The organism is Sagittula sp. SSi028 (assembly GCF_048553715.1).
Classification (GTDB): domain Bacteria; phylum Pseudomonadota; class Alphaproteobacteria; order Rhodobacterales; family Rhodobacteraceae; genus Sagittula.
In genome coordinates, this window is record NZ_JBLZNC010000001.1 from 617,487 (window position 1) to 642,138 (window position 24,652).

24 protein-coding genes and 2 tRNA genes are annotated in these 24,652 nt (G+C 61.7%); 14 read left to right on the forward strand and 12 right to left on the reverse strand.

Features of this window, described 5'->3' with window-relative positions; genetic code table 11:
- Positions 1 to 2: 2 nt before the first annotated feature.
- Together lpxD and ACN5AZ_RS02975 are read right to left on the reverse strand one after the other, a co-directional pair.
- Complete coding sequence (lpxD, locus tag ACN5AZ_RS02970; RefSeq protein WP_419427353.1) at positions 3 to 1,094, reverse strand: UDP-3-O-(3-hydroxymyristoyl)glucosamine N-acyltransferase; 1,092 nt, start codon at positions 1,092 to 1,094, stop codon at positions 3 to 5.
- A gap of 132 nt (positions 1,095 to 1,226) precedes the next feature.
- Entirely contained in the window at positions 1,227 to 2,882 is a 1,656-nt protein-coding gene (locus ACN5AZ_RS02975) for a L,D-transpeptidase family protein (RefSeq protein ID WP_419427354.1), read from the reverse strand.
- Positions 2,883 to 3,224: 342 nt separating this feature from the next.
- Between ACN5AZ_RS02975 and ACN5AZ_RS02980 the strand changes: the two genes are divergently transcribed.
- Entirely contained in the window at positions 3,225 to 3,791 is a 567-nt protein-coding gene (locus tag ACN5AZ_RS02980; protein ID WP_419427355.1) for a YcbK family protein, read from the forward strand.
- 167 nt (positions 3,792 to 3,958) lie between these two features.
- Here ACN5AZ_RS02980 and ACN5AZ_RS02985 read toward each other — a convergent pair.
- Both ACN5AZ_RS02985 and ACN5AZ_RS02990 read right to left on the reverse strand, forming a co-directional pair.
- Positions 3,959 to 4,035, reverse strand: a tRNA-Asp gene (locus ACN5AZ_RS02985).
- 199 nt (positions 4,036 to 4,234) lie between these two features.
- Positions 4,235 to 4,311 (reverse strand) — tRNA-Asp (locus tag ACN5AZ_RS02990).
- 270 nt (positions 4,312 to 4,581) lie between these two features.
- Between ACN5AZ_RS02990 and ACN5AZ_RS02995 the strand changes: the two genes are divergently transcribed.
- From ACN5AZ_RS02995 to ACN5AZ_RS03025, 7 genes are all read left to right on the forward strand, one after another.
- Positions 4,582 to 5,469, forward strand: a complete 888-nt coding sequence (locus ACN5AZ_RS02995) for a LytTR family DNA-binding domain-containing protein (protein WP_419427356.1) — start codon at positions 4,582 to 4,584, stop codon at positions 5,467 to 5,469.
- Positions 5,470 to 5,531: 62 nt separating this feature from the next.
- A complete protein-coding gene (rimK, locus tag ACN5AZ_RS03000) occupies positions 5,532 to 6,944 on the forward strand; it encodes a 30S ribosomal protein S6--L-glutamate ligase (protein WP_419427357.1) in 1,413 nt (470 codons plus the stop codon).
- Between the two features lie 75 nt (positions 6,945 to 7,019).
- Positions 7,020 to 7,382, forward strand: a complete 363-nt coding sequence (locus tag ACN5AZ_RS03005) for an SUF system Fe-S cluster assembly protein (RefSeq protein WP_419427358.1) — start codon at positions 7,020 to 7,022, stop codon at positions 7,380 to 7,382.
- Positions 7,383 to 7,528: 146 nt separating this feature from the next.
- Complete coding sequence (locus ACN5AZ_RS03010) at positions 7,529 to 8,734, forward strand: glycerophosphodiester phosphodiesterase family protein (RefSeq protein ID WP_419427359.1); 1,206 nt, start codon at positions 7,529 to 7,531, stop codon at positions 8,732 to 8,734.
- A gap of 77 nt (positions 8,735 to 8,811) precedes the next feature.
- A complete protein-coding gene (locus tag ACN5AZ_RS03015) occupies positions 8,812 to 9,408 on the forward strand; it encodes a MarR family transcriptional regulator (RefSeq protein ID WP_419427360.1) in 597 nt (198 codons plus the stop codon).
- Complete coding sequence (locus tag ACN5AZ_RS03020; protein ID WP_419427361.1) at positions 9,399 to 10,130, forward strand: DUF3307 domain-containing protein; 732 nt, start codon at positions 9,399 to 9,401, stop codon at positions 10,128 to 10,130. The genes ACN5AZ_RS03015 and ACN5AZ_RS03020 overlap by 10 nt, the downstream gene beginning before the upstream one ends.
- A gap of 29 nt (positions 10,131 to 10,159) precedes the next feature.
- The gene (locus ACN5AZ_RS03025) at positions 10,160 to 10,543 is read left to right on the forward strand and encodes a HesB/IscA family protein (RefSeq protein WP_419427362.1); all 384 of its coding nucleotides are present in this window, start codon (positions 10,160 to 10,162) and stop codon (positions 10,541 to 10,543) included.
- A gap of 36 nt (positions 10,544 to 10,579) precedes the next feature.
- Here ACN5AZ_RS03025 and ACN5AZ_RS03030 read toward each other — a convergent pair whose 3' ends face one another.
- Positions 10,580 to 11,479 carry an isopenicillin N synthase family dioxygenase gene (locus ACN5AZ_RS03030; protein WP_419427363.1) on the reverse strand — a complete coding sequence of 300 codons (900 nt, stop codon included), beginning with the start codon at positions 11,477 to 11,479 and terminating at the stop codon, positions 10,580 to 10,582.
- A 125-nt stretch (positions 11,480 to 11,604) separates the two neighbouring features.
- Here ACN5AZ_RS03030 and tpiA point away from each other — a divergent pair, with 125 nt between their 5' ends.
- Both tpiA and ACN5AZ_RS03040 read left to right on the forward strand, forming a co-directional pair.
- Complete coding sequence (gene tpiA, locus ACN5AZ_RS03035) at positions 11,605 to 12,348, forward strand: triose-phosphate isomerase (protein WP_419427364.1); 744 nt, start codon at positions 11,605 to 11,607, stop codon at positions 12,346 to 12,348.
- A 146-nt stretch (positions 12,349 to 12,494) separates the two neighbouring features.
- Entirely contained in the window at positions 12,495 to 12,827 is a 333-nt protein-coding gene (locus tag ACN5AZ_RS03040; protein ID WP_419427365.1) for a hypothetical protein, read from the forward strand.
- A 64-nt stretch (positions 12,828 to 12,891) separates the two neighbouring features.
- Here ACN5AZ_RS03040 and ACN5AZ_RS03045 read toward each other — a convergent pair whose 3' ends face one another.
- The 3 genes from ACN5AZ_RS03045 to ACN5AZ_RS03055 all read right to left on the reverse strand — a co-directional run bounded on the left by ACN5AZ_RS03045 (position 12,892) and on the right by ACN5AZ_RS03055 (position 16,230).
- A complete protein-coding gene (locus ACN5AZ_RS03045) occupies positions 12,892 to 14,334 on the reverse strand; it encodes a TRAP transporter large permease (protein WP_419427366.1) in 1,443 nt (480 codons plus the stop codon).
- 4 nt (positions 14,335 to 14,338) lie between these two features.
- Positions 14,339 to 15,025: a TRAP transporter small permease gene (locus ACN5AZ_RS03050; RefSeq protein ID WP_419427367.1), complete on the reverse strand. Its 687-nt coding sequence runs from the start codon at positions 15,023 to 15,025 to the stop codon at positions 14,339 to 14,341.
- Between the two features lie 200 nt (positions 15,026 to 15,225).
- The gene (locus ACN5AZ_RS03055) at positions 15,226 to 16,230 is read right to left on the reverse strand and encodes a DctP family TRAP transporter solute-binding subunit (protein WP_419427368.1); all 1,005 of its coding nucleotides are present in this window, start codon (positions 16,228 to 16,230) and stop codon (positions 15,226 to 15,228) included.
- 378 nt (positions 16,231 to 16,608) lie between these two features.
- On the opposite strand from ACN5AZ_RS03055, the gene ACN5AZ_RS03060 reads away from it, so the two are divergent.
- Entirely contained in the window at positions 16,609 to 16,899 is a 291-nt protein-coding gene (locus ACN5AZ_RS03060) for an antibiotic biosynthesis monooxygenase family protein (protein ID WP_419427369.1), read from the forward strand.
- Between the two features lie 12 nt (positions 16,900 to 16,911).
- Here the strand turns inward: ACN5AZ_RS03060 and ACN5AZ_RS03065 are convergent, their stop codons facing one another.
- The 3 genes from ACN5AZ_RS03065 to ACN5AZ_RS03075 form a co-directional block, all read right to left on the reverse strand.
- Positions 16,912 to 18,141 (reverse strand): sigma-54-dependent transcriptional regulator, encoded by a 1,230-nt coding sequence (locus ACN5AZ_RS03065; protein WP_419427370.1) that lies wholly within the window; start codon positions 18,139 to 18,141, stop codon positions 16,912 to 16,914.
- A gap of 93 nt (positions 18,142 to 18,234) precedes the next feature.
- Positions 18,235 to 19,119, reverse strand: a complete 885-nt coding sequence (purU, locus tag ACN5AZ_RS03070) for a formyltetrahydrofolate deformylase (RefSeq protein WP_419427371.1) — start codon at positions 19,117 to 19,119, stop codon at positions 18,235 to 18,237.
- Positions 19,120 to 19,355: 236 nt separating this feature from the next.
- Positions 19,356 to 21,116 carry a sensor histidine kinase gene (locus tag ACN5AZ_RS03075; protein WP_419427372.1) on the reverse strand — a complete coding sequence of 587 codons (1,761 nt, stop codon included), beginning with the start codon at positions 21,114 to 21,116 and terminating at the stop codon, positions 19,356 to 19,358.
- 56 nt (positions 21,117 to 21,172) lie between these two features.
- On the opposite strand from ACN5AZ_RS03075, the gene ACN5AZ_RS03080 reads away from it, so the two are divergent.
- Complete coding sequence (locus tag ACN5AZ_RS03080; RefSeq protein WP_419427373.1) at positions 21,173 to 22,345, forward strand: cytochrome P450; 1,173 nt, start codon at positions 21,173 to 21,175, stop codon at positions 22,343 to 22,345.
- Here the strand turns inward: ACN5AZ_RS03080 and ACN5AZ_RS03085 are convergent, their stop codons facing one another.
- Positions 22,346 to 22,801 carry an Lrp/AsnC family transcriptional regulator gene (locus ACN5AZ_RS03085; RefSeq protein ID WP_419427374.1) on the reverse strand — a complete coding sequence of 152 codons (456 nt, stop codon included), beginning with the start codon at positions 22,799 to 22,801 and terminating at the stop codon, positions 22,346 to 22,348. It abuts the gene before it with no gap.
- A 142-nt stretch (positions 22,802 to 22,943) separates the two neighbouring features.
- Here ACN5AZ_RS03085 and cysG point away from each other — a divergent pair, with 142 nt between their 5' ends.
- Positions 22,944 to 24,344: a siroheme synthase CysG gene (gene cysG / locus ACN5AZ_RS03090; RefSeq protein WP_419427375.1), complete on the forward strand. Its 1,401-nt coding sequence runs from the start codon at positions 22,944 to 22,946 to the stop codon at positions 24,342 to 24,344.
- A complete protein-coding gene (locus ACN5AZ_RS03095; protein WP_419427376.1) occupies positions 24,344 to 24,643 on the forward strand; it encodes a DUF2849 domain-containing protein in 300 nt (99 codons plus the stop codon). The genes cysG and ACN5AZ_RS03095 overlap by 1 nt, the downstream gene beginning before the upstream one ends.
- The last annotated feature ends 9 nt before the right edge of the window (positions 24,644 to 24,652 follow it).

The following is a 24,652-nucleotide window of genomic DNA, read 5'->3' on the forward strand; positions in this document are numbered from 1 at the left end:
ATTTAGTCATTCCCAACCAGCTTGGAAACCGTCTTTTTCAACTCCGCCACGTCGCTGAACAGACGCGGCAAGCGGCGCAGACCTTTGTAGCTTTCGACGTGGCTGTCCATTTTCATCGCGGGATAGCCCAGCATGACGCGGCCCTCGGGCACGTTGGACAGAACCATTGTCCCGCCGCCAAGGATCACACGGTCCCCGATCTTGAGGTTGTCGGATATGCCCGCACAGCCCCCGACCACGACATTGCGGCCCAGCACAGACGACCCCGCAATCGCCGCACCGGCGCAAACCATCGTGTCATCCCCGATGATCACGTTGTGGCCGATCTGAACAAGGTTATCCATCTTGACGCCGCTGCCCACGCGGGTGTCGCGCACCGATCCGCGATCGATACAGGTGTTGCAGCCGATTTCGACGTCATCCCCGACGTTCACCGCGCCAAGAGAGGCGATCCGGCTCCAGCTTTGCGCGGCATCGGTGCCCTCTTCGCCAAGGCTGGCGCGGGCCTTTTCCACGCCCGACGGCTCTGGCGTGACAAAGGAGAACCCGTCGCCCCCCACCACAGCGCCCGCATGGGCGATGAAACGCGCGCCGATCCTGACCCGCGCCATCAGCCGGACACCGCTGTGCAACAAAGCGCCTTCGCCCAATGTCACGTCAGATCCGATGAAACACTGCGGGCCGATGACACTGCCGTCGCCAATGCGGGCGCCCGCCATGACAACGGTCATCGGACCGATGCTGACGTTCTCGCCGATCTGCGCGCCGTCTTCGATGACCGCCGAGGGGTGCACCCCTGCCCCATAGCCCTGACCTGCGTCCATCATCGCGGCCACCCCTGCCAGAGCAAAGCGCGGGCGCGCGGCACTGAGCGCGGCCCGTAGTCCCATCGCTTGCCAGTCAGCACCCTGCCATAACATGCCCACCTGAGCGCGGCCTTCGCCGATCCGTGCGGCAAACTCCGGCTTCATCGCCAGCGCAATCTGATCTGGTCCCGCCGATTGCGGTTCGGCCACGCCCGAAACGGTCAGGGATATGTCCCCCTCGGCGGTCAAACCAAGGGCTTCGGCAATCTGTGCGACGGTATAGGACATGCGTTCCCTCTGCTTGCTCTTGGGTGACGGTCTAGGACGCGAACGGATAGAATGTCCATGGCCCCCGCCCGCGCATTCAAAAACGCGCGCCCCGATCGGGACGCGCGTTTCATATAAGATGTGCTGTTAAGTTCAGCTATCCCACTGGGTCATCAGGCTGACACCTTCGACCTGCAACGCCTCCCAGATCTTGGCATCGCGGTTGTAGATGTCGGGGCGGTAATTCACGTGGCCTTTGGCCGGAGTGAACGCCGTGCGGTAGATCAGATGCACCGGCACCGCCTCATCAAGGTTCACGCGCGTGTTTTGACCCGACCGCAGAATGTTCTGGAAATAGGTTTCCGGGTCGCTTTCCTGCAAGGCGAGCAGCGCATAGGCGAACTCATGCGGATCGTCGAGACGGATACAGCCGTGGCTGAACGCGCGGACCTCGCGGGCGAACAAATGCTGCGAGGGGGTGTCATGCAGGTAGATGTTGTATTTGTTGGGGAACATGAACTTCACCGACCCCAAGGCGTTGCGCGGACCGGGACGTTGACGCATGGAATACGGGAAGCTGCGCGCAGAATAGCGGGCAAAGCTCTGGCCTCGGCTGACCACGCGGCCACGGGAATCGATAATGTCCATATGGCCCACAGCGCCGGGGTTCGACCGCAGCAGCGGCAGATACTCTCCAACGATGATCGAGCGCGGCACATACCAATACGGGTTGATGACGATATGGCTCATGCTGTCGGAGAATTCCGGCGTGCGCCGGTCCGCATCCTGATGGCCGATGACCGAGCGCGTCTCGAACGTCACCTTATCATCATCGATAACCTGGGCGTGGAAATCTGTCAGGTTCACAAGGACATGCCGCTTGCCGCGCCCACCCTCGATGTTCATCCAGCGCTCGCGCTCCATAGCGACGATGATCGATTTCAGACGTTCCTCTGGCGCGACGTTGATCGCTGTCAGGGTCGAGCTTCCGGCGACGCCGTCCGCCTCCAGCCCGTGGTCCTCCTGGAACTGGCGCACGGCCGCAGTCATCGCGGAATCGTATGAGCCAGACAGCGATTGCGTCAGATAGCCCATGGACACCAGACGATCGCGCAGAGCCACCACAGCATTGCCGCTCTGCCCCGGTTCCAGCTTGGACGCGCTGACCCGCGGGCCCCAACCACCTTGGCGAATCTTACGCTCCAACATCAGCTTGGCGCGCATCAGCCGCGAATACTCCGCCGTTTGCGGGACCAGACCGCGCAGCACCGTTTCAGGCGCTTCGCTTGTCAGTCGGGTTAGCAGATCCTCGGCCGCGCGGCGCGGCAATTCGCGTTTGATCTGGTTATCGACGCGCTCAGGGTCGTCGATGATGCCCGACTGCAGATCATTGGCAAAACTGATAAATGTCTCGCTCAGCTCAACCTCAAGCAGCCCGCGATCCCGATCCGTTCGGGCCGCCGCCATCTTGTTCATCAGGTTCTGCGCGTTGTAGCGCTGCGTGGGCAAGCCATGCACATCGGCCATCCCGAAAGCTTCGATCAGGGCAAGCCTGCGCGCTTGGCTGTCCGCATCATCGCCGGTCCAGATGGGGGCGAAATCCCGCGCGCGGTAAAAGCTGGCAATACCTTCGACGCCACCGAGCCCCTCGGCCACGGCTTGTTTATAAGCGGTCACTTTGAAATCGAGCGGTGCAGCGGTGACCGGACCTGCCTGAAGCGTCAGAAACGCCCCGATCAATGCGCCGCCCAGCAAACCTGTGCGTGTCTTCGATACTTTAATAAAATCCACAGCCTTGTAATGGCCCATGGTTCACCCCCTGATCCTAACGTCACCCTTAAATTCAGTTGTCTTACAATGGCCTAACCATGTAAACTAGGGATAGTTCAATTTGATGCGTAAGGCACCTATTCCGTTCACTTCGGCGTGATTGTTCATGAAGTGAACCACCAGCTGCGCAAACTGGTCACAGTTGAAGCACCTTGCGCGAGAATTCGCCAAGTTCCCCTTGATTGCTAAATTTTGTGACAAATCGCCCTTTGAGGATAACGCGATTCGTGCCATAAAGTTCCCGACATCTGGGGATAGATGGCAGAGCGCGGCAACGATCCGCGCATACAGGTAGCAGCGACCACGGGACAGGCGCTTATTATGGCAGAACTGAAAACGGGCATCACGCGCCGGGGTTTACTCGGAGCATTTGCAGCGACAGCACTGGTCGCAGCCCCCACATACTCCAACGCAGCCGGCTTTTTGCGCGGCGCGGGCGACATTCGTCGCATTCAGATGCAGTCCGGCCGGACCGGCGAACGCATCGACATGATCTACTGGATCGAGGGTGAATACCTCGCCGACGCAGTGAAGGAAGTGAACTACTTCATGCGCGACTGGCGGACCAATGACGTCAAAAGCATGGATCTGCGCACCATCGATCTTATGTGCGCTGCGCACAATCTGATGGATTGCTCCGAGCCGTACATGTTGATCTCCGGTTATCGCTCGCCGAAAACCAACGCTATGCTGCGGGCGCGCTCCTCCGGTGTGGCCAAGAATTCCCGCCACCTGCGTGGCCAAGCTGCGGACCTGCGCCTGTCCAGCCGATCCGTGGGCCAAATGGCCAAAGCCGCCTCCGCCTGCCGAGCGGGTGGCGTGGGTCGCTACTCCTCTTCGAATTTCGTTCATATGGATTGCGGCCCCGTCCGCACTTGGGGCGCATGAGCGCCAAACCGATATGATCGTGAAACAGGGCGTCCGCATCGGGCGCCCTTTTCGTTTGCAGATCCAGCGGACGTCGAAGTGAATTCAAAACCACCACGCCAAAACGAAAAAACCGGACCGCCACAGGCGTCCGATTTCAAATCGTCACTCTCTTGAAGAGGTGAAAGTGGCGCGGTTGACGGGGCTCGAACCCGCGACCCCCGGCGTGACAGGCCGGTACTCTAACCAACTGAGCTACAACCGCGCTATGGGGGCGTAATACCCATAGGCTCAGACGGGCGCAAGCCCAAAATTGAAGTTTTCGTAAAGTCATTTTGCTGCGCGATTACAAATGCCTGCGGGGCAAAGTTAAAGCACCTACTCGGCGCACATAAAGCAACATCCATGAGGGAGAGAGACGAAAAAGCCCCCGCCGAAGCGGGGGCCTTTCGAAGAAACGGAAGTGGCGCGGTTGACGGGGCTCGAACCCGCGACCCCCGGCGTGACAGGCCGGTACTCTAACCAACTGAGCTACAACCGCTCTGCCGTTTCCATCGCCGCTTGGCGTTTGCGCTGGTGTGTCACCGTTGCGTCTGCGTCGTGGCGTGAGGGGGCTTGTATGGATTACCGCAAAGACCGTCAAGCACTTTTCGGACAGTTTTTCGCCTCGCCCCATTTTTTTAACCTCGCCCCCCAAATCTGGATACTTTAGTTGACGAGACCACGACATCGGCTGGCATTTCTTGCAGACTGCAACATTTTGCGACATTAAAAGGTTAACAAATAGTTAACGAATATCAGGGAGCTTTGAATGCAACGGATTTTCGCATTCCCGCTCAGTTTTGTAGACAGTTTCGGCGGGCGGTCCTCGGTCAGCCTGAATGAGTATGTGCGCCTGCTGTGTCATCGCGATACGCAGATCTACGTCGCGATGATCTTTTTCGTGCTGGTTGCGACCGACGCCCCGGGCCTGCAGGGCAACATCTCATTCGGAGAGCTGGTTTTCATCTGGGCGCTAGCGATGGCGACTTTTCTCTTTGGTCAAGGCTTTGTCATGGCAGGCTTGGCCGCTATCCAGCTCCGGACCGGACGCTTTGCATTTCCCGATGCCGGTAAAACGTTGCTGAGCATGGTGCCGTCGATCCTGCTGGGCGAGGTGGCTGTACGGTACATGACCGATGGCGCCATCGGCTTTGGCAGTCTGCCGCAGTATTTCTTTTACTACATCGTTTGCGAGATATTCCTGCTGATCTACGTGCGCTACATCATGCCAAATTGCATTGAGGATGAGCCCGACGACTCGCCGGAGCCCGAAGACATCAAAGAGATTGCCGTCGTTCCCGAACGTCAGATCCTCATCGGTGCCAATCCGGTCGCGCTAAAAAAACTGCATCACATGCAGGCCCAGGAACACCACGTACATGTGGTGCTATCGGATGAAACCATGACACATCGCGCCCGGCTGTCAGACATCATCGCCCAAACAGAGAACAAAGACGGGATACAGCCGCACAGATCGTGGTGGGTCGCGGCCCACGCGGCGCGTGATCTACAGCGCACCGGCGGCAAACATGTGTTGGTGCTAAATGACGGAACACAGGTGCCGGTCGCCCGCTCGCGCGTGGCAGAAGTACAGTCATGGCTCGAAGAGCACTCCCTTTCGCTGGAAGGGAATGACAAAGCGCGCCATCACGGATAGGGAGGACGTAACCACTTACGCCGCGCCATGATGCGCGCCCGACGCCCGAGGCGAGTTATCCCATGACCGATATGCCCGAAGACAACACTGACACCATCCGTTTCGGTTGGGAAGAATGGGTCTCCCTGCCCGATCTGGGTCTGCCCGCGCTGCGCGCCAAGGTGGACACCGGCGCGCGGACATCGGCGCTGCATGCCTTTGATATCGAAACCTTTGGCCCCGCCTCTGCCCCCAAGGTCCGCTTTACTGTGCATCCGGTTCCCGGGCGCGAGGATCTTGTGATTCCCTGCTCCGCCCGAATCGTGGATCGCCGGCAGGTGACCTCCTCGAACGGCGAATCCGAGATGCGCTATGTCATCGCCCCCACCTTGCGTGTGGGTGACGAAAGCTGGCGGATCGAGGTCACATTGACGGACCGGTCGAACATGGCATCGCGCATGTTGCTGGGGCGTGAGGCGCTGAAGGATCATATCACCATCGTTGCCACCGACCGGTTCCAGCAACCCCGCCTGTCCTATGACGTTTATACAGACCAGCGGGTGCGTCAGGCCGCCCCGAACCGGTCGCTGCGTATCGCGGTTCTGTCGCGGGAGGACAATTACTCCACCCGCCGTCTGGTGGAAGAAGGCGAACAGCGCGGCCATACGGTCGAGGTGATTGATACCACACGCTGCTATATGCAGATCAACGCGCTGACCCCCGAGGTCCATTACGATGGCAAACGCCTGCCCCGCTACGACGCGGTGATTCCGCGCATCGGGGCCTCGATCACCTCTTATGGCACGGCTGTCATTCGGCAGTTCGAAACCATCGGCACCTTCTGTCTCAACGGGTCCGAGGGGATCACCGCATCACGGGACAAGCTCTATGCCCATCAGTTGATGGCGCGGCACAAGATCGGCATGCCGAACACGGCCTTCGCCGCCTCGCCCAAAGACACGCAAAGCCTGATGCGGTTGGTGGGCACGGCCCCGCTGATCGTCAAACTGCTCGAATCGACCCAAGGCAAAGGCGTCGTACTGGCGGAGACAAAGAAGGCCGCCGAGTCGGTGATTGATGCCTTTCGCGGCCTGAAAGCCAATTTCCTGGTGCAGGATTTTGTCAAAGAAGCCGCAGGCGAGGACATTCGCTGTCTCGTGGTCGGCGGCAAAGTCGTGGCAACCATGAAGCGCACCGGCGCCGAGGGCGATTTCCGCTCTAACCTGCATCGCGGCGGGCATGCTTCTGTTGTGCGTATCTCCAAGGAGGAACGCGATACAGCCCTGCGCGCGGCAAAGGCGTTTCGCCTCAATATTGCGGGCGTGGATCTGCTGCGCTCTGAACAGGGGCCAAAGGTTCTGGAGGTCAACTCTTCTCCCGGGCTCGAGGGAATCGAGACCGCCACCAAAAAGAACGTGGCCGAGAAGGTGTTCGAACATATCGAGGCCAAGGTTCGCCCAGCCCCTGTGCGCAAACGCATAAGCTCTGACGACTGACCCACCCTTTACCCCGACAGGCGCATTCCCTATATCAACAGTCAGATTTGCGCTTACCAGATGATGAGGACCTGAATGACCGACGCAGCCGCCCATGGCGAAGGTGCCCCTCTGATCGCCCCCTCCAGCACCGATCACCCGCTTTATGATGCGGTGGTCGAAGGCTGTCGCACGGTTTATGACCCCGAAATTCCGGTGAATATCTACGATCTGGGTCTGGTCTACACCATCGACATCACGGAGCAGAACGAGGTCAGCCTGATCATGACCCTGACTGCGCCCGGCTGCCCCGTCGCAGGCGAGATGCCCGGCTGGCTGCAGGAAGCGATCGAACCGATCCCCGGTGTCAAACAGGTTAACGTGGACATCACATGGGAGCCGCCCTGGGGCATGGACATGATGTCGGACGAGGCCCGTCTGGAACTGGGCTTTATGTGACGACATCGCCGGTTTAGCGATCACGACGCGCCCTGTTTCGGGCGCGTTTTTTTATGTCTCGCGTGAATGTGTCCCGGTCCGTCTTACCCATGTTACGTCTTTGCGGTGAAGCTCTCGGTTAACCGATCACCGCAGAGGTATAAGATATGAAACGGATCATGACTGGCGCGGCTTTGCTGCTGGGTGCGGCGCAGGTACAGGCAGACACAGGCGGGCTGACCTACGGCGTGCGCCCCGCCTATCTGGTGTCGAAGATGACGGACGGCCCGCTGAAGGAAGACTTGCAGGCATGTCTTGACCAAACACCGCAGCGCACGGCCTTTTCCATCGGTCACCGTGGGGCGTCGATGATGTTCCCCGAACACACGGTCGAGGCCAATCGCGCCGCTGCCGCCATGGGTGCCGGTATTCTGGAATGCGACGTCACCTTTACCAAAGACAAACAGCTGGTCTGTCGCCACGCCCAAGACGACCTGCACACCACGACCAACATTCTGACCACTGATCTGGCGTCGACCTGCGTGTCGCCTTTTACGCCTGCGACCGGTGACACCCCAGCACAGGCCGAATGCCGCGCCTCGGACCTGACGCTGGAACAGTTCCGCCAACTGACGCCCAAGATGGACAGCGCCGACCGCAGCGCCACCACTGCAGAGGCCTACCAAGGCGGCGTGGCCCCGTGGCGCACCACAGCCTTTGCGCAGGATGCCACGCTGTTGACCCATGCTGAATCGATTGCCCTGTTCGACAGCCTCGGTGCGGATTTCACCCCCGAGCTTAAGGCCCCCGTTGTCGAGATGGCGTTCGAAGGCTTCAGCTATACCGATTACGCAGATAAGCTTATTGCAGAATATCGCGAAGCAGGCATCGCCCCGAACCGGGTCTGGCCACAGTCCTTTGATCTGGAGATCGTGAAACACTGGATTTCCACCGCTGGCGATTACGGCGCGCAGGCGGTCTATCTCATGGATGAATACCGCATCGACGGCTATTCCCCTATGGACCCGGAAACCTGGCCCCACAGCATGGCAGAGCTCAAGGAGATGGGGCTGAACTACATCGCGCCACCAATCTGGATGTTGCTGACAGTAGAAGATGAGAAGATCGTGCCCTCGACCTTGGCGCGCCACGCCAAAGAAGCCGGGTTGGGCATGATCGCATGGTCTTTGGAACGCTCCGGTCCCTTGGCAGAAGGCGGCGGCTGGTATTTCTCCAGCGTGAACGAGGCGATCACCACCGACGGGGATTACTTCACCGTGGTCGATGTGCTGGCCCAGCAAGTCGGCGTCACCGGGATCTTTTCCGACTGGCCCGCGACGGTCACATATTACGCCAACTGCAAGGGCTTGTGACCGTGGCCGAAGGTGGCCGCGCAAAGACGCAAGCAAAATAACTTGCATCACAAAAAAGCAAGCACTATTACTTGCATATGCCCTATGCCGTTTTAACCGGGGATATCGTGGATTCGACCGCCATGGCTCCGGACAAGATCGACGAAACGATGACGCAGATCACATCGGTCGCCAAGCTGTTTGGCGGCCGGTTTGCGCGTCGCGGCGGGGATGGCTGGCAAATCGCCCTGCCCGACCCCGTCATGGATCTGCGCTGCGCTTTGATGGTTGCCGCCGTGACACGTCGCGCGGGACGGGATCTCGCGACACGGATCGCCCTCGCCCGTGACGACCAGCCGATGCCCGACACGCCGGATCTGAACGCGGCCCATGGCGCGGGTTTCACCGCCTCTGGCCGCCTTCTGGACCGTCTGGAACGCGGTCCGCTGATGGCCCATGCAGAGGGTGGCACGACCCATGCCACGACTGCCCTCGCCGCTGACATTGCCGACGGCTGGACCCCGGCGCAGGCCCGCACAGTGGCCGAGGCACTGCACCCGGATGCAGGTCCGCGCAGCGCCATTGCCGACGCGCTGGGCGTGTCACGACAGGCGGTGGATCAAGCATTAAACGCGGCCCGCTGGCCCGCGCTGACAGCGGCACTGACAGCATGGGAGGCCGCGACATGCCCTTGATCACACCGGATGCGGTAGCGCTGTTCTCGGCGCTTCTGGCCGCGCATATGATCGGCGATTTTGTGTTGCAGACCAAGGCGATGGTGACCCACAAACGCAAGCCGGCGGTGCTGTTGGCGCATGTGCTGGTTCACGCCGTGCTGACCTTGGCGCTGCTGGGCGGCGGCTGGCAAATCGCTGTGGCTGTGGCTTTGTCCCATCTCGTCATCGACGCGGTCAAGACATACGCCCTGCCCCGTCATGTCAGCGCCGGTTTCACGGCATTCCTTGGCGACCAGATGGCCCATATTGCCGCGCTGATTGCAATTGCCGCCACAGCCCAGACGCAGCTGCCACAGCCCCTCTTCCCGTCAATAGCGCCCCTGCCCGCGATCTATCTGCTGGCAGCAAGCGCCATCGCAGCGGTTCTTGCAGGCGGCCATGCGGTCGGCGCGCTGACAAATCGGTTTGCAGCGCATTTCCCGCAAACCGGCCTGCCCGAAGCGGGGCGCCTGATCGGCCAGCTTGAACGCGCGCTCATCTTTCTTCTGATCCTAGTGGGCGAACCCGCAGCCATCGGTTTTCTGATCGCCGCCAAGTCGATCCTGCGCTTCAACGACGCCTCCGAGGACCAGAAAACCGCCGAATACGTCATCGTCGGCACGCTTGCCTCATTTTTATGGGCGTTGCTGTGCGCCTATGCGACCCTCCCCCTCCTTGAGATCGTGACCAACAGCCCTTAGGTTAGGGGCGAAGCGATAAGAGGCTCCTCATGTTTGCCATTCCCGGCCAATCCCCCGTGACGATCACCGACAATGCGGTGAAACAGATCCGCAAGCTGATGGACCGCGACCAGCGCTTTGGCCTGAAGATCGGGCTGAAAAAGGGCGGCTGTGCGGGCATGGAATACACAATGGATTACGTCGACGCGCCCGAAAGCAATGACGAGGTCGTCGAACGCGACGGCGCGCGGGTGCTGATCGCGCCCATGGCGCAGATGTTCCTGTTCGGCACAGAAATCGACTACGAGACCTCGCTGCTGGAATCGGGTTTCAAGTTCCGCAATCCCAATGTGACCGATTCCTGCGGTTGCGGGGAATCGATCAAGTTCAAGGACATCGACGAGCTGGCCGCCGAACGCGATCTGGCAAAGTGATCCATCGGCAGGCCATGACGGCTTGCCTTTCGCGTGTCAGCCCTTGCCCGCACCCAGATGTTTGTAGGTCTCGTTGAACCGCTTTTGCAGGTGGTCCCCTGCACGGATCACCTGCCCTGATCCGGCGGGTGCGACATTCGCATCATAGTTGGGATTAAAGAACAGCGGCACGGAAATCCGCGCCTCTGAGGTCCCGCGCACGCGATGCGGCGTGGCGCGGACCTGCCCCTCGGTCCACATCTCCAGCATTTCGCCAAAATTGATAATGAACGTGCCTGGCTGTGCGTTGACCGCCACCCACGCCCCGTCACGGGTCTGCACCTCCAGCCCCGGCACACCGTCCGTGCCCAGCAGGGTCAAACAGCCGTAATCGGTGTGCGCGGCGATGCCAAAGTCCTTTTCCCCCGCCCAATCCGGGCGCGGCGGATAGGCATTGCCACGCAACAAGGCCATGGGGCGGTCGAATTTATCGTCAAAGAAAGACCTGTCGGCCCCGATCCCCTCGGCAATGCCCCTCAGCAGCGACATGGCAACGGCGCTGGCATCGCGGTAGTAGGCCTCGACAATCTGGCGAAACCCTTCCGGCCGGTCAGGCCACAGGTTGGCCGCATAGACCGCAAGGCCGGTCTGCGGCGCCTCGAACCCGCTGTCAAAGACCTGTTTGTAATCGGGGTTCGCCTCTGGATCGACCTGTTCCGAATGCGGCGCCCCCCAACCACGGTTCGCCCCGGTCACGGCCATATCGACCGCGCGCTTTTCCACCTCCGGCAAATCGAAAAACGCAGCGTAGGCCGCAAGAACCAGCCGCATCCGCGCTGGTGTGATGGCCGTGTTCGTCACCCGCAAAAACCCCGTCTCAAAGGCCGCTTCGCGCAAAGTGGCCAGCGTCTGCGGGTCACGGCCCGCGATCAATTCGGCGTCAAGGTCGGGGATCATGGGTCGGTCTTTCTTTTGGGGTCCGGCATCAGGGATGTGCCATGCCCGACCGCCCGCGTGCAAGCGGGGTTGACCTTTGGCCGGTGACAGAGACACTGCGTCAAAATTCTTATGAGGGCAAAACGATGCGAACCAAACTGGCTGCAGGCAACTGGAAAATGAATGGCACACGCGCCATGCTGTCCGAACTGGACGCCATGGCCGACGCTGCTGCCAAAGGCACGGCAGAGGTGCTGATCTGCCCCCCCGCACCGCTGCTGGCCGCTGCAACAGGACACGGACAGGTTGCGATCGGTGGACAGGATTGCCACAGCGCGCAAAGCGGCGCACACACCGGCGATGTATCTGCTCCGATGCTGGCCGATGCGGGCGCGCGCTTTGTGATTCTGGGCCATTCGGAACGGCGCACCGATCATGGCGAAACCGATGCCGCCGTGCGCGATAAATGCAAAAGCGCGTGGGAGGCCGGGCTCACGGCCATCGTCTGCGTGGGTGAAACGCTTGCGCAATACGAATCGTCGAACACATTGGACATCATTGGCGGACAGCTTGCCGGATCGATCCCCGACGCCGCCACGGGACACAACCTTGTGGTCGCCTATGAACCCGTCTGGGCCATCGGCACCGGCAAGGTGCCCACCACGGATGAAATCGGCAACGTCCATGATTTCATCCGCGCCCGTCTGGAACGCCGCTTTGGCGCGGGCGTGGGGCGCTCGGTCCGGCTGCTCTATGGCGGTTCGGTCAAAGGCAGCAATGCAGCCGAGATCTTTGCCACCTCGAACGTCGATGGCGCGCTGGTCGGCGGGGCCTCTTTGAAAGCGGCGGACTTCGTTCCAATCATCGATGCGCTGAACGCCTCATCCTGATATGGCATGCGGCGGGCAACTCACGTCCGCCGCAACCCCTAAGTCGGCAGGTTATCCGATAACACGCCCCTGATATTGCACGCCAAGCGCGCCTTGGCAGACCTTTCCCGCAGGCCGTTCCGGCCCATTTCAGGAAAGGTATTCCCATGTTTTTCAAACGTCTCACCACCGCACTCGTCGCCGCTGCCACGGTCGCAAGCCTCACCATCGCCACGCCCGCCGCGGCACTGAACCAAGATGACCGCAATGTGGTCGGCGGTGTGGTTCTCGGTGTATTGGGCACGCTGGCGCTGCAGAATTCGGCACAGGGCCGCGCGCCAGTCGCGCAGCCGCGCTATGTCCAGCCTGGCCCGCGCCACTATCAGGCCCGCCCCGCGCCACAGCGTCGTCATGCGCGCCCGGCCCGTCACCACGGCCATGGCTGCCGCGACACCTATCGGACCTACCGCAACGGTCATCTGGTTTCTGTCTGCCGCTGATCCCTCGCCCATAAAAAAGCCCCCGAAGAAAGCTCTTCGGGGGCGTCTCGATCTGGTGGCGCGGTTACTGGCTGGCGCCAAACCCGCGTGCCTCGCAGAAGGCGCGTTCCAGCGGCTCTGACGGCAGCATCTCGCCAGTGCAGCGCACCTGCGGGCCCATGACCTCATTAGGCAGCCAAGTGGAAATCGGCGGGATATAGGTCACCATGATCAGGAAGATGAACAGCACGCCAAGGAACGGCAGCGCGGCTTTCACCACCCGCATCATCGGCATGCCCGCCACGCCCGAGGTGACGAACAGGTTCAGACCGACCGGCGGTGTGATCATGCCGATTTCCATGTTGACCACCATGATGATCCCCAGATGGATCGGATCAATCCCAAGCTGCAGGGCAATCGGGAACACCAGCGGCGCGACAATCACCAGCAGGCCCGAGGGCTCCATGAACTGGCCACCGATCAGCAGGATCACGTTGACGATCACAAGGAACATCACCGGACCAAAGCCCGCATCCAGCATGGCCCCCGCGATCTGCTGCGGGATCTGCTCGTCGGTCAAAACATGCTTCAGGATCAGCGCATTGGCGATGATGAACATCAGCGTGACGGTCAGCTTACCCGCATCCAAGAGCGTGTTCTTGGTGTCGCGGTGGAAGAACGCCGTGACCAAGGCAATGGGCTTTTCCCACAGCGCCTTGTTGTGGCCGTCTTCGGTGCGCAGTGGCCCCATGTCGCGATAGATGAAGTTCGCGATGACAAAGGCATAAATCGCCGCCACCGCCGCAGCTTCGGTCGGTGTAAAGATGCCGCCGTAAATGCCGCCCAGAATGATCACGATCAGACCCAGACCCCAGCTTGCCTCGCGCCCAGCGGACCAGACCTCGCCCCAGCCTTTCCAATCGCCTTTGGGCAGATTGCGCACGCGCGCAATGACATAGATCGTCGTCATCAGCATGGTGCCCGCCATCAGCCCGGGAATGACCCCGGCCAGAAACATCCGCCCCACAGAGGTATCGGTCGCCGACGCGTAGACCACCATCACGATGGAGGGCGGGATCAGGATGCCCAAGGTGCCCGCGTTGGCGATCACACCGGCGGCGAAGTCCTTGGAATAGCCAACCTGACGCATGCCCGCGATCACGATGGACCCGATGGCCACAACCGTCGCCGGAGACGACCCCGACAGCGCGGCAAACAACATGCAGGCAAAGACACCCGCAATCGCCAGACCACCGGGCAGATGTCCGACGCAAGCGATCGAGAACCGGATGATCCGCTGCGCCACGCCCCCCGTCGACATGAAGGACGACGCCAGAATAAAGAACGGGATCGCCAAGAGCGTATAATGCCCCGCCATCGCCTGAAAGAACGTCTGCGCAACAGAGCTCAGCGACGTGTCCGACAACACCAGCAGAAAGATGATCGACGAAAAGCCAAGGCTGACGGCAATCGGCACGCCCACCAGCATCAGGCCGATCACCATGACAAAAAGAAGTACCACGTCCATGGGATCAGTCCTTGTTCAGATGCGCGACGTCTTCGATCGCGTCTTCGGCTTCATGGGAAACGATCAGGCTGTTGGCCGACCCGCGCCAGACCCGCATCGTCGCCTGAACAAAGCGGAACAGCAAAAGTGCGACACCAAACGGCAAGATGAAATAGGGGATGAACCGCGGAATTTTCTCGTAGGTCCCGCCCTCGTTCATCAACGGCTCAAGGAAGCGCAAAACCTCCGGCATCGGAATGTCCAGCACCTCATACCAGCTGCGATAGGATGTGCGCGACATCTCCTCGAAACCGGTCGGGAACCAGCGCCCCGTGGTCTGCGGCAGGTTCGCGAAATTCGCCCAGTAATCCCAGGCTCCCTTCATCAGCAGCACCGCATAGGCAATGCAGACCGCCCCCGCCACCAGCGCCAGCACACGGCGCACAGAGGGCTGCAGCAGGTTGGTCACCGCATCCACACCCAGATTGGCCGTGGTCTTGACCGCATAACTCACGCCGAACAGCACCAGCCAGGCAAACAGAAACGATGTCGCTTCCAGACCCCAGCTCAAACCGGTGTTGAACACGTAGCGCAAGACCACATTGATAAAGGTGATGATGGTCATCGCCCCAAGGATGACTGCGATGAACGTCTCTTCGAGCTCGTTCACCAATTTCCCGAGCATCGAGTCGGGTTGGGTATGAGACGCCATGTCCCCCTCCTGCATAAAGCACCCCGGGCCATCACGCCTTCCCCGCAAAAGCCCGGGACCCCGCATAGGAACGCCCTTGCTTTTTCTTGCTCCAAATACCTTGGGGGAGGCGCGCCTCCGGGGCGCGGCGGGGGCAAAGCCCCCATTGAAAACCGGCGGCAGCCGGAACTGCCGCCGCCGGTCAATATCTTACGTCCAGATCAGAACTGGGCGTTGATTTCCTGTGCGGCGTCGATGTTTTCCTGACCGACGTCACCGACAAACTGTTCCCAGACCGGCTTCATGGCGTCGACCCAGGCCTGACGCTGAGCCGCGTCCAATTCGCGGATCTCGCCGCCTGCATCCAGAACCGCCTGACGCGCTTCCTTGTCGACTTCGCCCACGGCGGCGTTACGCTCTTCGGTGACTTCCTGCAGGATGGTGGCCAGCTGCTCGCGCACGCCGTCGTCCAGACCTTCCCACCAGTCGATGTTGGTCACAACGAGGTAGTCCAGAACACCGTGGTTGGTCTCGGTGGTGCCGTCCTGCACCTCAAAGAACTTCTGGCCGTAGATGTTCGACCAGGTGTTTTCCTGCCCGTCTACAACGCCGGTCTGCAGCGCGCCATACACTTCCGAGAACGCCATCGGCTGCGGGCTTGCACCCAGTGTCGAGATGTTGGCTTTCAGCACTTCAGAGGGCTGAACACGGAACTTCAGACCGGCGGCATCCTCGGGCGACACCAGCGGCTTGTTGGCGGAAATCTGCGTCATACCGTTGTGCCAGAACTGCAGGCCCAGCAGACCGCGACGGGTCATGGATTCCTTCATCGCCTGACCGGTCTCGGAGGCTTGGAACGCGTTCACTGCATCGATGTTCTTGAACATGAACGGCAGGTCAAAGATGCGGAACACTTTGGTGAACTGCTCGAACTTCGACAGCGACGGCGCGGCCATCTGCACGTCGCCCTGCAGCATCGCTTCGAGAACCTGATCATCGTTGTACAGCGTGGAGTTCGGGAAGACCTCCATGCAGGCGGTGCCGTTCATCTCTTCGTTCACGCGCTCTGCCAGCAGTGTGGCGGCGATGCCTTTAGGGTGACGGTCGGTATTGGTCACGTGGCTGAACTTGATGACCATTTCGCCATCGTCACAGGCCGCCATTGCGCCGGTTGCGCCAGACACGGTGATCGCGGCCGCGGCTGCGGTCATAAGAAACTTTTTCATGGGTATCCTCCCCGGAATACGTCTGTTTCATATCCGGCACCCCTCCAAAGGCACCGGCTGGACGTAAAAGACGCACAGGCGGGAAGCCGCGCAAGGTTCACGCAAGAAAAATCCCCCGCCTGCAAATTTCCAAATACTTACAGAATGTTAACCCGATCAAACGCGCAAACCTGACAAACCCCTATACCGCATTGTGCGATAAGCCGCACAGACCGCCCCGTCGGTTGTGCGATATTTCGCACAACTCGACCCGTTTTCCACAGAATCACATCCCGAATCGCGCGTGACGGCAATTTTCAAATCACAGCCCGCGCTTTCCTTTGCGGAAATTGCGCAGCGCTCTGGCGTCGGGGTGCCAAATACGGCACATTCCTGCGGATGATCACACGCATTTACAGAGTTCAGATCCCGCCGGAACTGCGCAGCACCTTTGAGCCGCTGTTTGCCACCAAAGCCCGCGCCGCCGTAGCCCGTGCTGCGGGATGTCTCTCTGTCACAATTGGCTATCCGTCGACAGTCACACCAAATGAATATGCCATGATCTCCGTTTGGCAGGATCAGGCCGCGTTAGAGGCGTTCAACGGCACCGACTGGGCACGGCCACATATTCCCGACGGGATGGCGCAGTTTATCCAGACCTGTTGGCTGCATCACTTCGAGCACGACTAAACAATCGCCCGCTCAGTCGCGTTTGAAACTTTCCGGCTTCAGCCCGTATTTCGCCAGCTTGTCATACATGGTCTTGCGCGGCAGCTTTAGCGCCTTGGCCGCCTCGGAGGCGCGCCCGTTGTGCCGTCCCAACGCCGCCGCCAGCAGCGCCCGTTCCACCTGCGCCATTTGCTCCGCCAGCCCCAGATCCTTGGACTGCGACAGCTCTTCGGGCATGCCCAGCACAAAGCGCATCGCCGCCGACATCAGCGACCGCGCGTTGCCTGGCCAATTCTGCGCCATCAGCCCCGCCGCATGTTCGGGCGTGACGTCCGGCGCGGTGATCCCCGCCTGTTCCGCCGCCTGTGCGACGTAATGGCGAAACAGCACCGGAATATCCTCGGGCCGTTCCGCCAAGGACGGGATACGCACCTGACAGACCTGCAGGCGATAGAACAGATCCGCCGACAACCGGCCAGAGGCCACAGCCTGCGTCAAATCCATCGTGCTGCCCGCAATCAAACGCGCGCCGCCACGCTCCAAGGCATCGGCCAGCGCAAGCTGCGTGTCATTTGGCAACTGCCCGACCTCATCCAGAAACAGCGCCCCGCCCTGTGCGGCCTCCCACGCCTGATCCAGCCCCGCGCGGTCCAGACCTGCGCCTGCGCGTTTCACAAACGGCCCTTTCGATTGGACCGAGGACAGGTGGATCACTTCGGCCACCTTGGACACGCCGCTGCCCGGCGCGCCTGTGACCAAGGCTTCGGTCCCCGCCCGTCCCGCGACGCGGACCTGTGCGCGCAGCGCGTCCACCAGCGCTGAGCGGCCAAAGATCAGCCGCGCGGCGGGGTCGCTGGCCTCTGCCTGCTCTTTCATGCGGCGGTTTTCCAGAACCATCGCCCGCATCGACAGAGCGCGGTCGACAACCGCCGTCAGGTCACGGGGAGAACAGGGCTTTTCAAGAAATCCGAAAGCGCCGTCCGACATGGCGCGCACCGCCATGGGCACATCGCCTTCGCCCGTCAGCAAGATCACCGGCAGGTCGGGATCGATGCCCCGTGTATAGTCCAACAGGTGAAACCCGTCGCGCCCGGGCATACGGATATCGGACACGATCACCCCGTCAAAGGCAGAGGAGATCAGATCCTTCGCCTGCACAAAGGAGCCGACGGCCTCGGGGGTGTAATCGTGCAATTCCAGTGTCTGGGACAAAGCCTCGCGCACCGCCGCGTCATCATCCACCAACAAAACCCGTTTGGCCATTGTCACACCCCTTGGACGAAAACCCCTGACACCGGCAGGTGTCAGGGGCAGATGTGACGTGGTTTGGCGGCGGTTTCAACCGCGCGGGGCCGATCAGCCCATGCGTTCAGAGCTGTACGACCCCGGAGAGGCCGGGAACACCACCGTTTTGTCCCCGTTGAGGAACACGCGCCGGTGGGCGTGGGCGTGAACCGCGCGCGCCAGAACCTGTGCCTCGACATCACGGCCCAAGGACACGTAATCCGCAGCACTTTGCGCATGGGACACGCGTACGATGTCCTGTTCGATGATCGGCCCCTCGTCGAGATCGGCCGTCACGTAATGGGACGTCGCCCCGATCAACTTTACCCCACGCTCAAACGCCTGCTTGTACGGGTTCGCCCCCTTGAAAGACGGCAGGAACGAGTGGTGGATGTTGATGATGCGCCCCGACATCTTCTGGCACATCTCGTCGGACAGGATCTGCATGTAGCGCGCCAGCACAATCAGATCCGCGCCTGCGTCTTCGACCACCCGCATGATCGCGGCCTCGGCCTCGGGCTTGTTTTCAGGGGTCACCTTGATGCAGTGAAAGGGAATATCCGCGTTCACCACCACCTTTTGATAGTCCATGTGGTTGGAGATCACGGCCACCACCTCGATCGGCAGCGCGCCGATACGCACGCGATAGAGCAGATCGTTCAGGCAGTGCCCAAAGCGCGACACCATGATCACGACTTTCATCTTAGACGCTTCGTCGTGAAAGGCATAATCCATGTCGAACCGTGCGCCCACCTCGGCCATGTCCGCCTCCAGCGTCGCGAGCGCGGCACCGGTTTCGGCGACAAAGCTGACGCGCATGAAAAACTGGCCCGTGCCCTGATCGTCATACTGGGCGCTGTCGGTGATATTGCAGCCGTGCTCTGCCAGAAAGGCCGAAACGGCGGCGACGATGCCACGGGTGCTGGGACAGGCCACGGTCAGGGCATATCGGGACATAGTTCAAGTTCTCCGCTGTGGTCCGCGCCTGTTGCGCGTTGTGTTGTACGTCAAAGTCTCGCTAGCACCGGTGAGAGGTCCGTGGAATGTGCCGATCCTGCAGGCATCCGCGTTTTCCACAGCCCGCAGGCGGCGCTGGCGGTCAAACTGCATCACATCGGAAACCCGTGACCACGGTGCGGCACAAAACGACGCCTGCGCAGGGCTTTCCGACGCGAGCAGCAATTTGCACGCGATCAATCGGGGGCGGCGGTATCCCAGCGGTCCAGATCCACGGTGAAAATCGCACCGCCGTCGGTGTTGCGGCCACGGATGTTGCCGCCAAAGCTTTGCACCAGCCCGTAGGAGATCGACAGGCCCAGCCCCATCCCCTCGCCCACCTGTTTGGTGGAATAGAACGGCTCGAACAGTTTTTCGGGATCGGCGATGCCCGGTCCGGTGTCCTGCACCGACACCTCGACCCGCGTACTTTCAGTGACGCGCAGGGTGATCACCTTGTCGGGCTGTCCCGCCATGGCGTCGGCTGCGTTGTTGATCAGGTTCACGAACACCTGCCCCAGCCGGACCTCGCCCCCTTTGACATAGACGCCTGTGGGATGGTCGCGGCGCAGCACCACACCATCGGCGGCCAAGCGCGCCTCTGTCAGCTCGCAGGCCTGATCCAGCACCGCCGCCAGATCGACCCGCGTCATGGGTTCGCTTTCGCCTTGGGCAAAGGCGCGCAGGTTCTTGATGATACGCGCGGCACGGGTCGACAGTGCGGTGATGCGGGACAGGTTTTCGCGCGCGCGGTCGGGGCGGTCGCGGTCCAGAAACGCCTCTCCGTTTTCGGCAAACTGACGGATGGCCATCAGCGGTTGGTTGAGTTCATGGCTGATGCCTGCGGACATCTGGCCAAGCGCCGACAGCTTGCCCGCCTGCACCAGATCGGCCTGCGCACGGCGCAAGGCGGCCTCTGCCTCTTGGCGTTCCCCCACCTCGCGCAGCAGGGCCGTGTTGGCGTTTTGCAGCGCCTTTGTGCGGGCGTGGACCCGCGCCTCGAGCGAGGCATTGGCCCGCGCCAAGGTCCGCCGCCGCGCCCCCGCCAGCCACATCACAGCGCCAAAGCCCAGACACAGCACTGCCACCAACCCCGCCTGCAACGCCGCAATCCGGCGCGCGGGGGCCACGTCGACCAAGGCCTCGGCCTGCAGGCGCACCACCGGCAAGGGCTGGACCAGATGCACCGCCCGCGCGGGCACGTAATCGGACCAATCCTGTTGCCAGACCTCGACGCCGCCCGCCTGTCCGATCCGAAGCGGCGCGACAGAGCCGTCCGCCCGCAGCACAGTATCGCCGCCCAAGGTCCACAACAGCATCTCGGACCGGTTGGTGACAATGACCGACCCGTCATCGCGGGTAAAGAACACCGAAGGCCGCGCGCCCCGCCATGTGCCTTCGAGGTCTTCCAGATCGACCACCATGACCAGCACGCCAAGAACCTGACTGTCCGGGCCAAGGCTGGGCGTTGCGAAAAAGAACCGCCGCGCCCCGGTGTCAGGGTCATAGCCCACATCGGCCCCCAGCGCCCCGCGGGCGGCGCGTTGAAACCACGGCTGGTCTGCCAGATTGGCAGGCACCGCGCCCTCGCCCGACACCGCAAGCGTTTGGCCCTCGCGGTCGGTATACAGCGCCAGCGCCGCGCCGGTGCGGTCCGCGCTGGTGCGCAGGTAGCTTTCGGCACGGGCGCGCGGTCCGTCCTCGGGCAGCCATGTGCGTGTGCGTGCCTCGTGGAGTTGCTGCAACACGGGATGGTCGGCCAGCAAAACCGCAGCGGTGCGGTATTTCAGCAAGCCGGTGACCAGACGGTCCGCTGCCAAGGCCAGATCCGCCTGCCCGCGCGCCGCCAACTGGCCCACCGCCTGCCCGTAGCCATAGGACCACACGCTCCAAGCCAGCGCCAAGACCGCCAGAAGATACGCAGGCACCGCCCAGCGTTTTTGCAAACCCGTTTTCATGGCGCGCATCCTATCGGCCTCTTGCCAGCACCGCCACGGCCATGTCAGCTATCGCGATGATCACGTACACCCAATCCCCCACCGACCCGGTCTTTGTCCAGAACCCCTATCCGTTTTATGACCGCATGCGCGCAGGCGGCGATCTGGCCTATTGGTCCGACTACGATCGGGTTTGTGCCGTGTCGCATCGGGCGGTGTCCGCCCTGCTCAGGGATCGGCGGTTTGGTCGTGAGGTGCCGCCGGAGCTGGCGCAGCCGACCCCGGCGCATCTGGCGGGCTTCTACGCCATCGACGGCCACTCCATGCTGGAGCTGGAACCGCCGCGCCACACGCGATTGCGCGGCTTGGTCACGCGGGCGTTCACCTCGCGCCGCGTGGCGGAACTGGGGCCGGAGATCACAGCCCAGACCCACGCCCTGATCGACGCCCTCCCGAACGGGCGCTCTGATCTGATCCCGCAGCTGTGTCAGCCGCTGCCGGTGATCGTGATCTGCCGTCTGCTGGGCGTGCCTGACAGCCATGCCGACCAACTTCTGGCGTGGTCGAACGACATGGTCGCCATGTATCAGGCCCGCCGCAACCGCGAGATCGAGGACCGCGCCAACCGTGCCGCCGCTGAGTTTGCGGCGTTTCTCACCGATCTGATCGACCACCGCCGCCGCGCCCCTGCGGATGATCTGTTGTCGCATCTTATCGCCGCCGAAGAAGCCGGCGACCGCCTGTCGACCCAAGAGCTTATCGCCACGGTGGTCTTGCTGCTGAATGCGGGGCACGAGGCTACGGTCCACACCATGGGCAACGGGATCAAGACCCTGCTGGAGACCGGACAGCGCATCACCGATGACACCGCCCCGCAGGTGGTCGAGGAAATCCTGCGCTACGATCCGCCTTTGCACATGTTCACGCGCTACGCCTACGAAGATGTCACGTTATACAATCACAGCTTCAAGCGCGGGGATCAGGTGGCCTTGCTGTTGGGGGCTGCGAACCGCGACCCCGATGTCTGGCACGCGCCCAACCAATTCGACGGCACACGCACGATCAAGCAGAACACCAGCTTTGGTGCCGGGCTGCACTTCTGCGTCGGTGCCCCCTTGGCGCGGCTGGAATTGCAGATCGCCCTGCCGATCCTGTTTGACCGGCTACCGGATCTCGCCCTGCGGGGTGTTCCGCAATACGCCAACCTCTACCACTTTCACGGGCTGGAGGCCCTGCCCGTCACATATTGATCAAAGCGGCAGCGCCACGGTGGTCTTGATTTCCTCCATCGACAACAGCGCGGTGACATTGTGCACCTTCACCTCTGAAATCAGCGCCTGATAGAATTCGTCATAGGCACGGGCGTTTTTGACACGCACCTTCAGGATGTAGTCGATATCGCCCGCAAGCCTGTGCGCCTCTTGCACCTCGGGGCGGTCGCGCAGCGCCTTGAGGAACTTGGCCTGCCAATCCGCCTCGTGTTCGCTGGTGCGGATCAGCACAAAGAAACAGGCCTCGAACCCCAGCGCCTCGGCATCCAGCAGCACCGTTTGCTGGCCGATGATGCCCGCCTCGCGCAGTTTACGGATCCGGTTCCACACCGGCGTCTTGGAGGAGCCCACCGCCTTGGCGATCTCATCCAGCGACTGGCTGGCGTCCCGCTGCAATTCCATAAGAATTTTCCGATCCGTGGCGTCGATTTTCATCACTGTTCCTTTATGAGGCGCAACGGGGAATATTCCTCCAAATTAACGGATCAGCAAGAATGAATTTCCTTATTCCGCGCAGCCTATAGCCCGAGAGGGGAAGAATATCCTATATCCAGTGGCAACAAGCAGAGGGTTTCACATGCGCCACTTTCCGATCTTTCTTGCGCTGAGCGACCGTGTGGTTGTTTTGTCCGGCGGCGGCGACGCGGCGCTGGCAAAACTGCGCCTGCTGATGAAGACCGAGGCCAACCTGCATGTCTTTGCCCCCGAGGCCGCGCCCGAGCTGGTGCAATGGGCTGATGAGGGACGCATTTCCCTGCACCGTCGCCCGCTGGAGGCCTGCGACCTGATCGGCGCCTCACTGGTCTATGCCGCTGATGAGGACGATCACATGGATGCGCGCACCGGCAGGCTGGCCCATGGCGCGGGTGTTTTGCTGAATGTGGTGGACAATCTCGAGGACAGTGAATTCATCACCCCCGCCATCGTTGACCGCGATCCCGTGACCGTCGCCATCGGCACCGAAGGCGCGGCCCCGGTTCTGGCCCGCGCGATCAAGGCCGATCTGGAAGAACGTCTGCCGATGGCCACCGGCACCCTTGCCCGCATCGGTCAGGGGTTCCGCAAGATGGCAGAGGCGCTGCCCTTTGGCCGTGCGCGCCGCGACTTCTGGCGCGACTACTATTTCAACGCGGGGCCCCGTGCTCTGCCGCAGGGAGAGGGCGCGGTCCGCGACACGTTGGATGATCTGCTTAAGGACCATCTGGCGCGCAAGGGGCGACCCGGCTTTGTCTCCTTTGTCGGCTCCGGCCCCGGTGATCCCGATCTGCTGACGCTGAAGGCCCGTCGCGCCTTGGACGAGGCGGATGTGGTCCTGTATGACCGTCTGGCCCCTGCCGCCATTCTGGAGCTCGCCCGCCGCGAGGCGCTGATGATCGACGTGGGCAAAACCGGCTTTGGCAAGCACACGCCCCAAGAGACAATCAACGCGCTGTTGGTCGAACACGCCGCCACCGGCGCGCAGATCGTGCGGCTCAAGGGCGGTGATCCGACCCTGTTTGCCCGCCTTGACGAGGAAATCGACACGCTCGCCGCCCATGACATCCCTTACGAGATCGTGCCCGGCATCACCGCAGCCTCTGCCGCCGTGGCCGCCATCGGTCAAAGCCTGACCAAACGTGGCCGCAACCAGCAGGTGAGCTTGCTGACCGCTCATGACACCGAAGGCTTCGCCGATCACGATTGGAAAACGCTGGCCGCCCCCGGTCAGGTCGCCGCCATCTACATGGGCAAACGGGCCGCGCGCTTTGTGCAGGGTCGGCTCTTGATGCACGGGGCAGCACCCGATACAGCGGTCAGCGTCGTCTCCAACGCGTCGCGCCCCGAACAGAACATCCTTGAAACCACGCTTGCCACGCTATCTGCCGATCTGGACCGTTGTCCGGATGGCCCCGCCCTGATCCTTTACGGTCTCGCCCCGCGCGCGGCCCTTCCCGTGGCGCAGGCCACGCTCTCGCAACGCCAGCAGGAGGTCTCCTGATGCCCCGCCAGTTCACGCCCAAAGTGATCACCGCCAATGCCCTGATGTCCGGCGACGTCGTCTATCTGACGGCGCAGGACGAATGGAGCCCCTACCTGTCCAAGGCAGAGCTTCTGACCGACGAGGCCCATGCGCAGGTCCGTCTGGTCGAGGCCGCCGCCCGCCAGTCCGAAATCGTGGGCGCCTATCTCGCCGATATGGCGCCGTCGGACGATGGCCCGCAGCCGACCCACTTCCGCGAGGAATTCCGTCGCACCGGCCCGTCCAACTATGCCCACGGCAAGCAAGTCGACCTCTGAGAGAAAGAC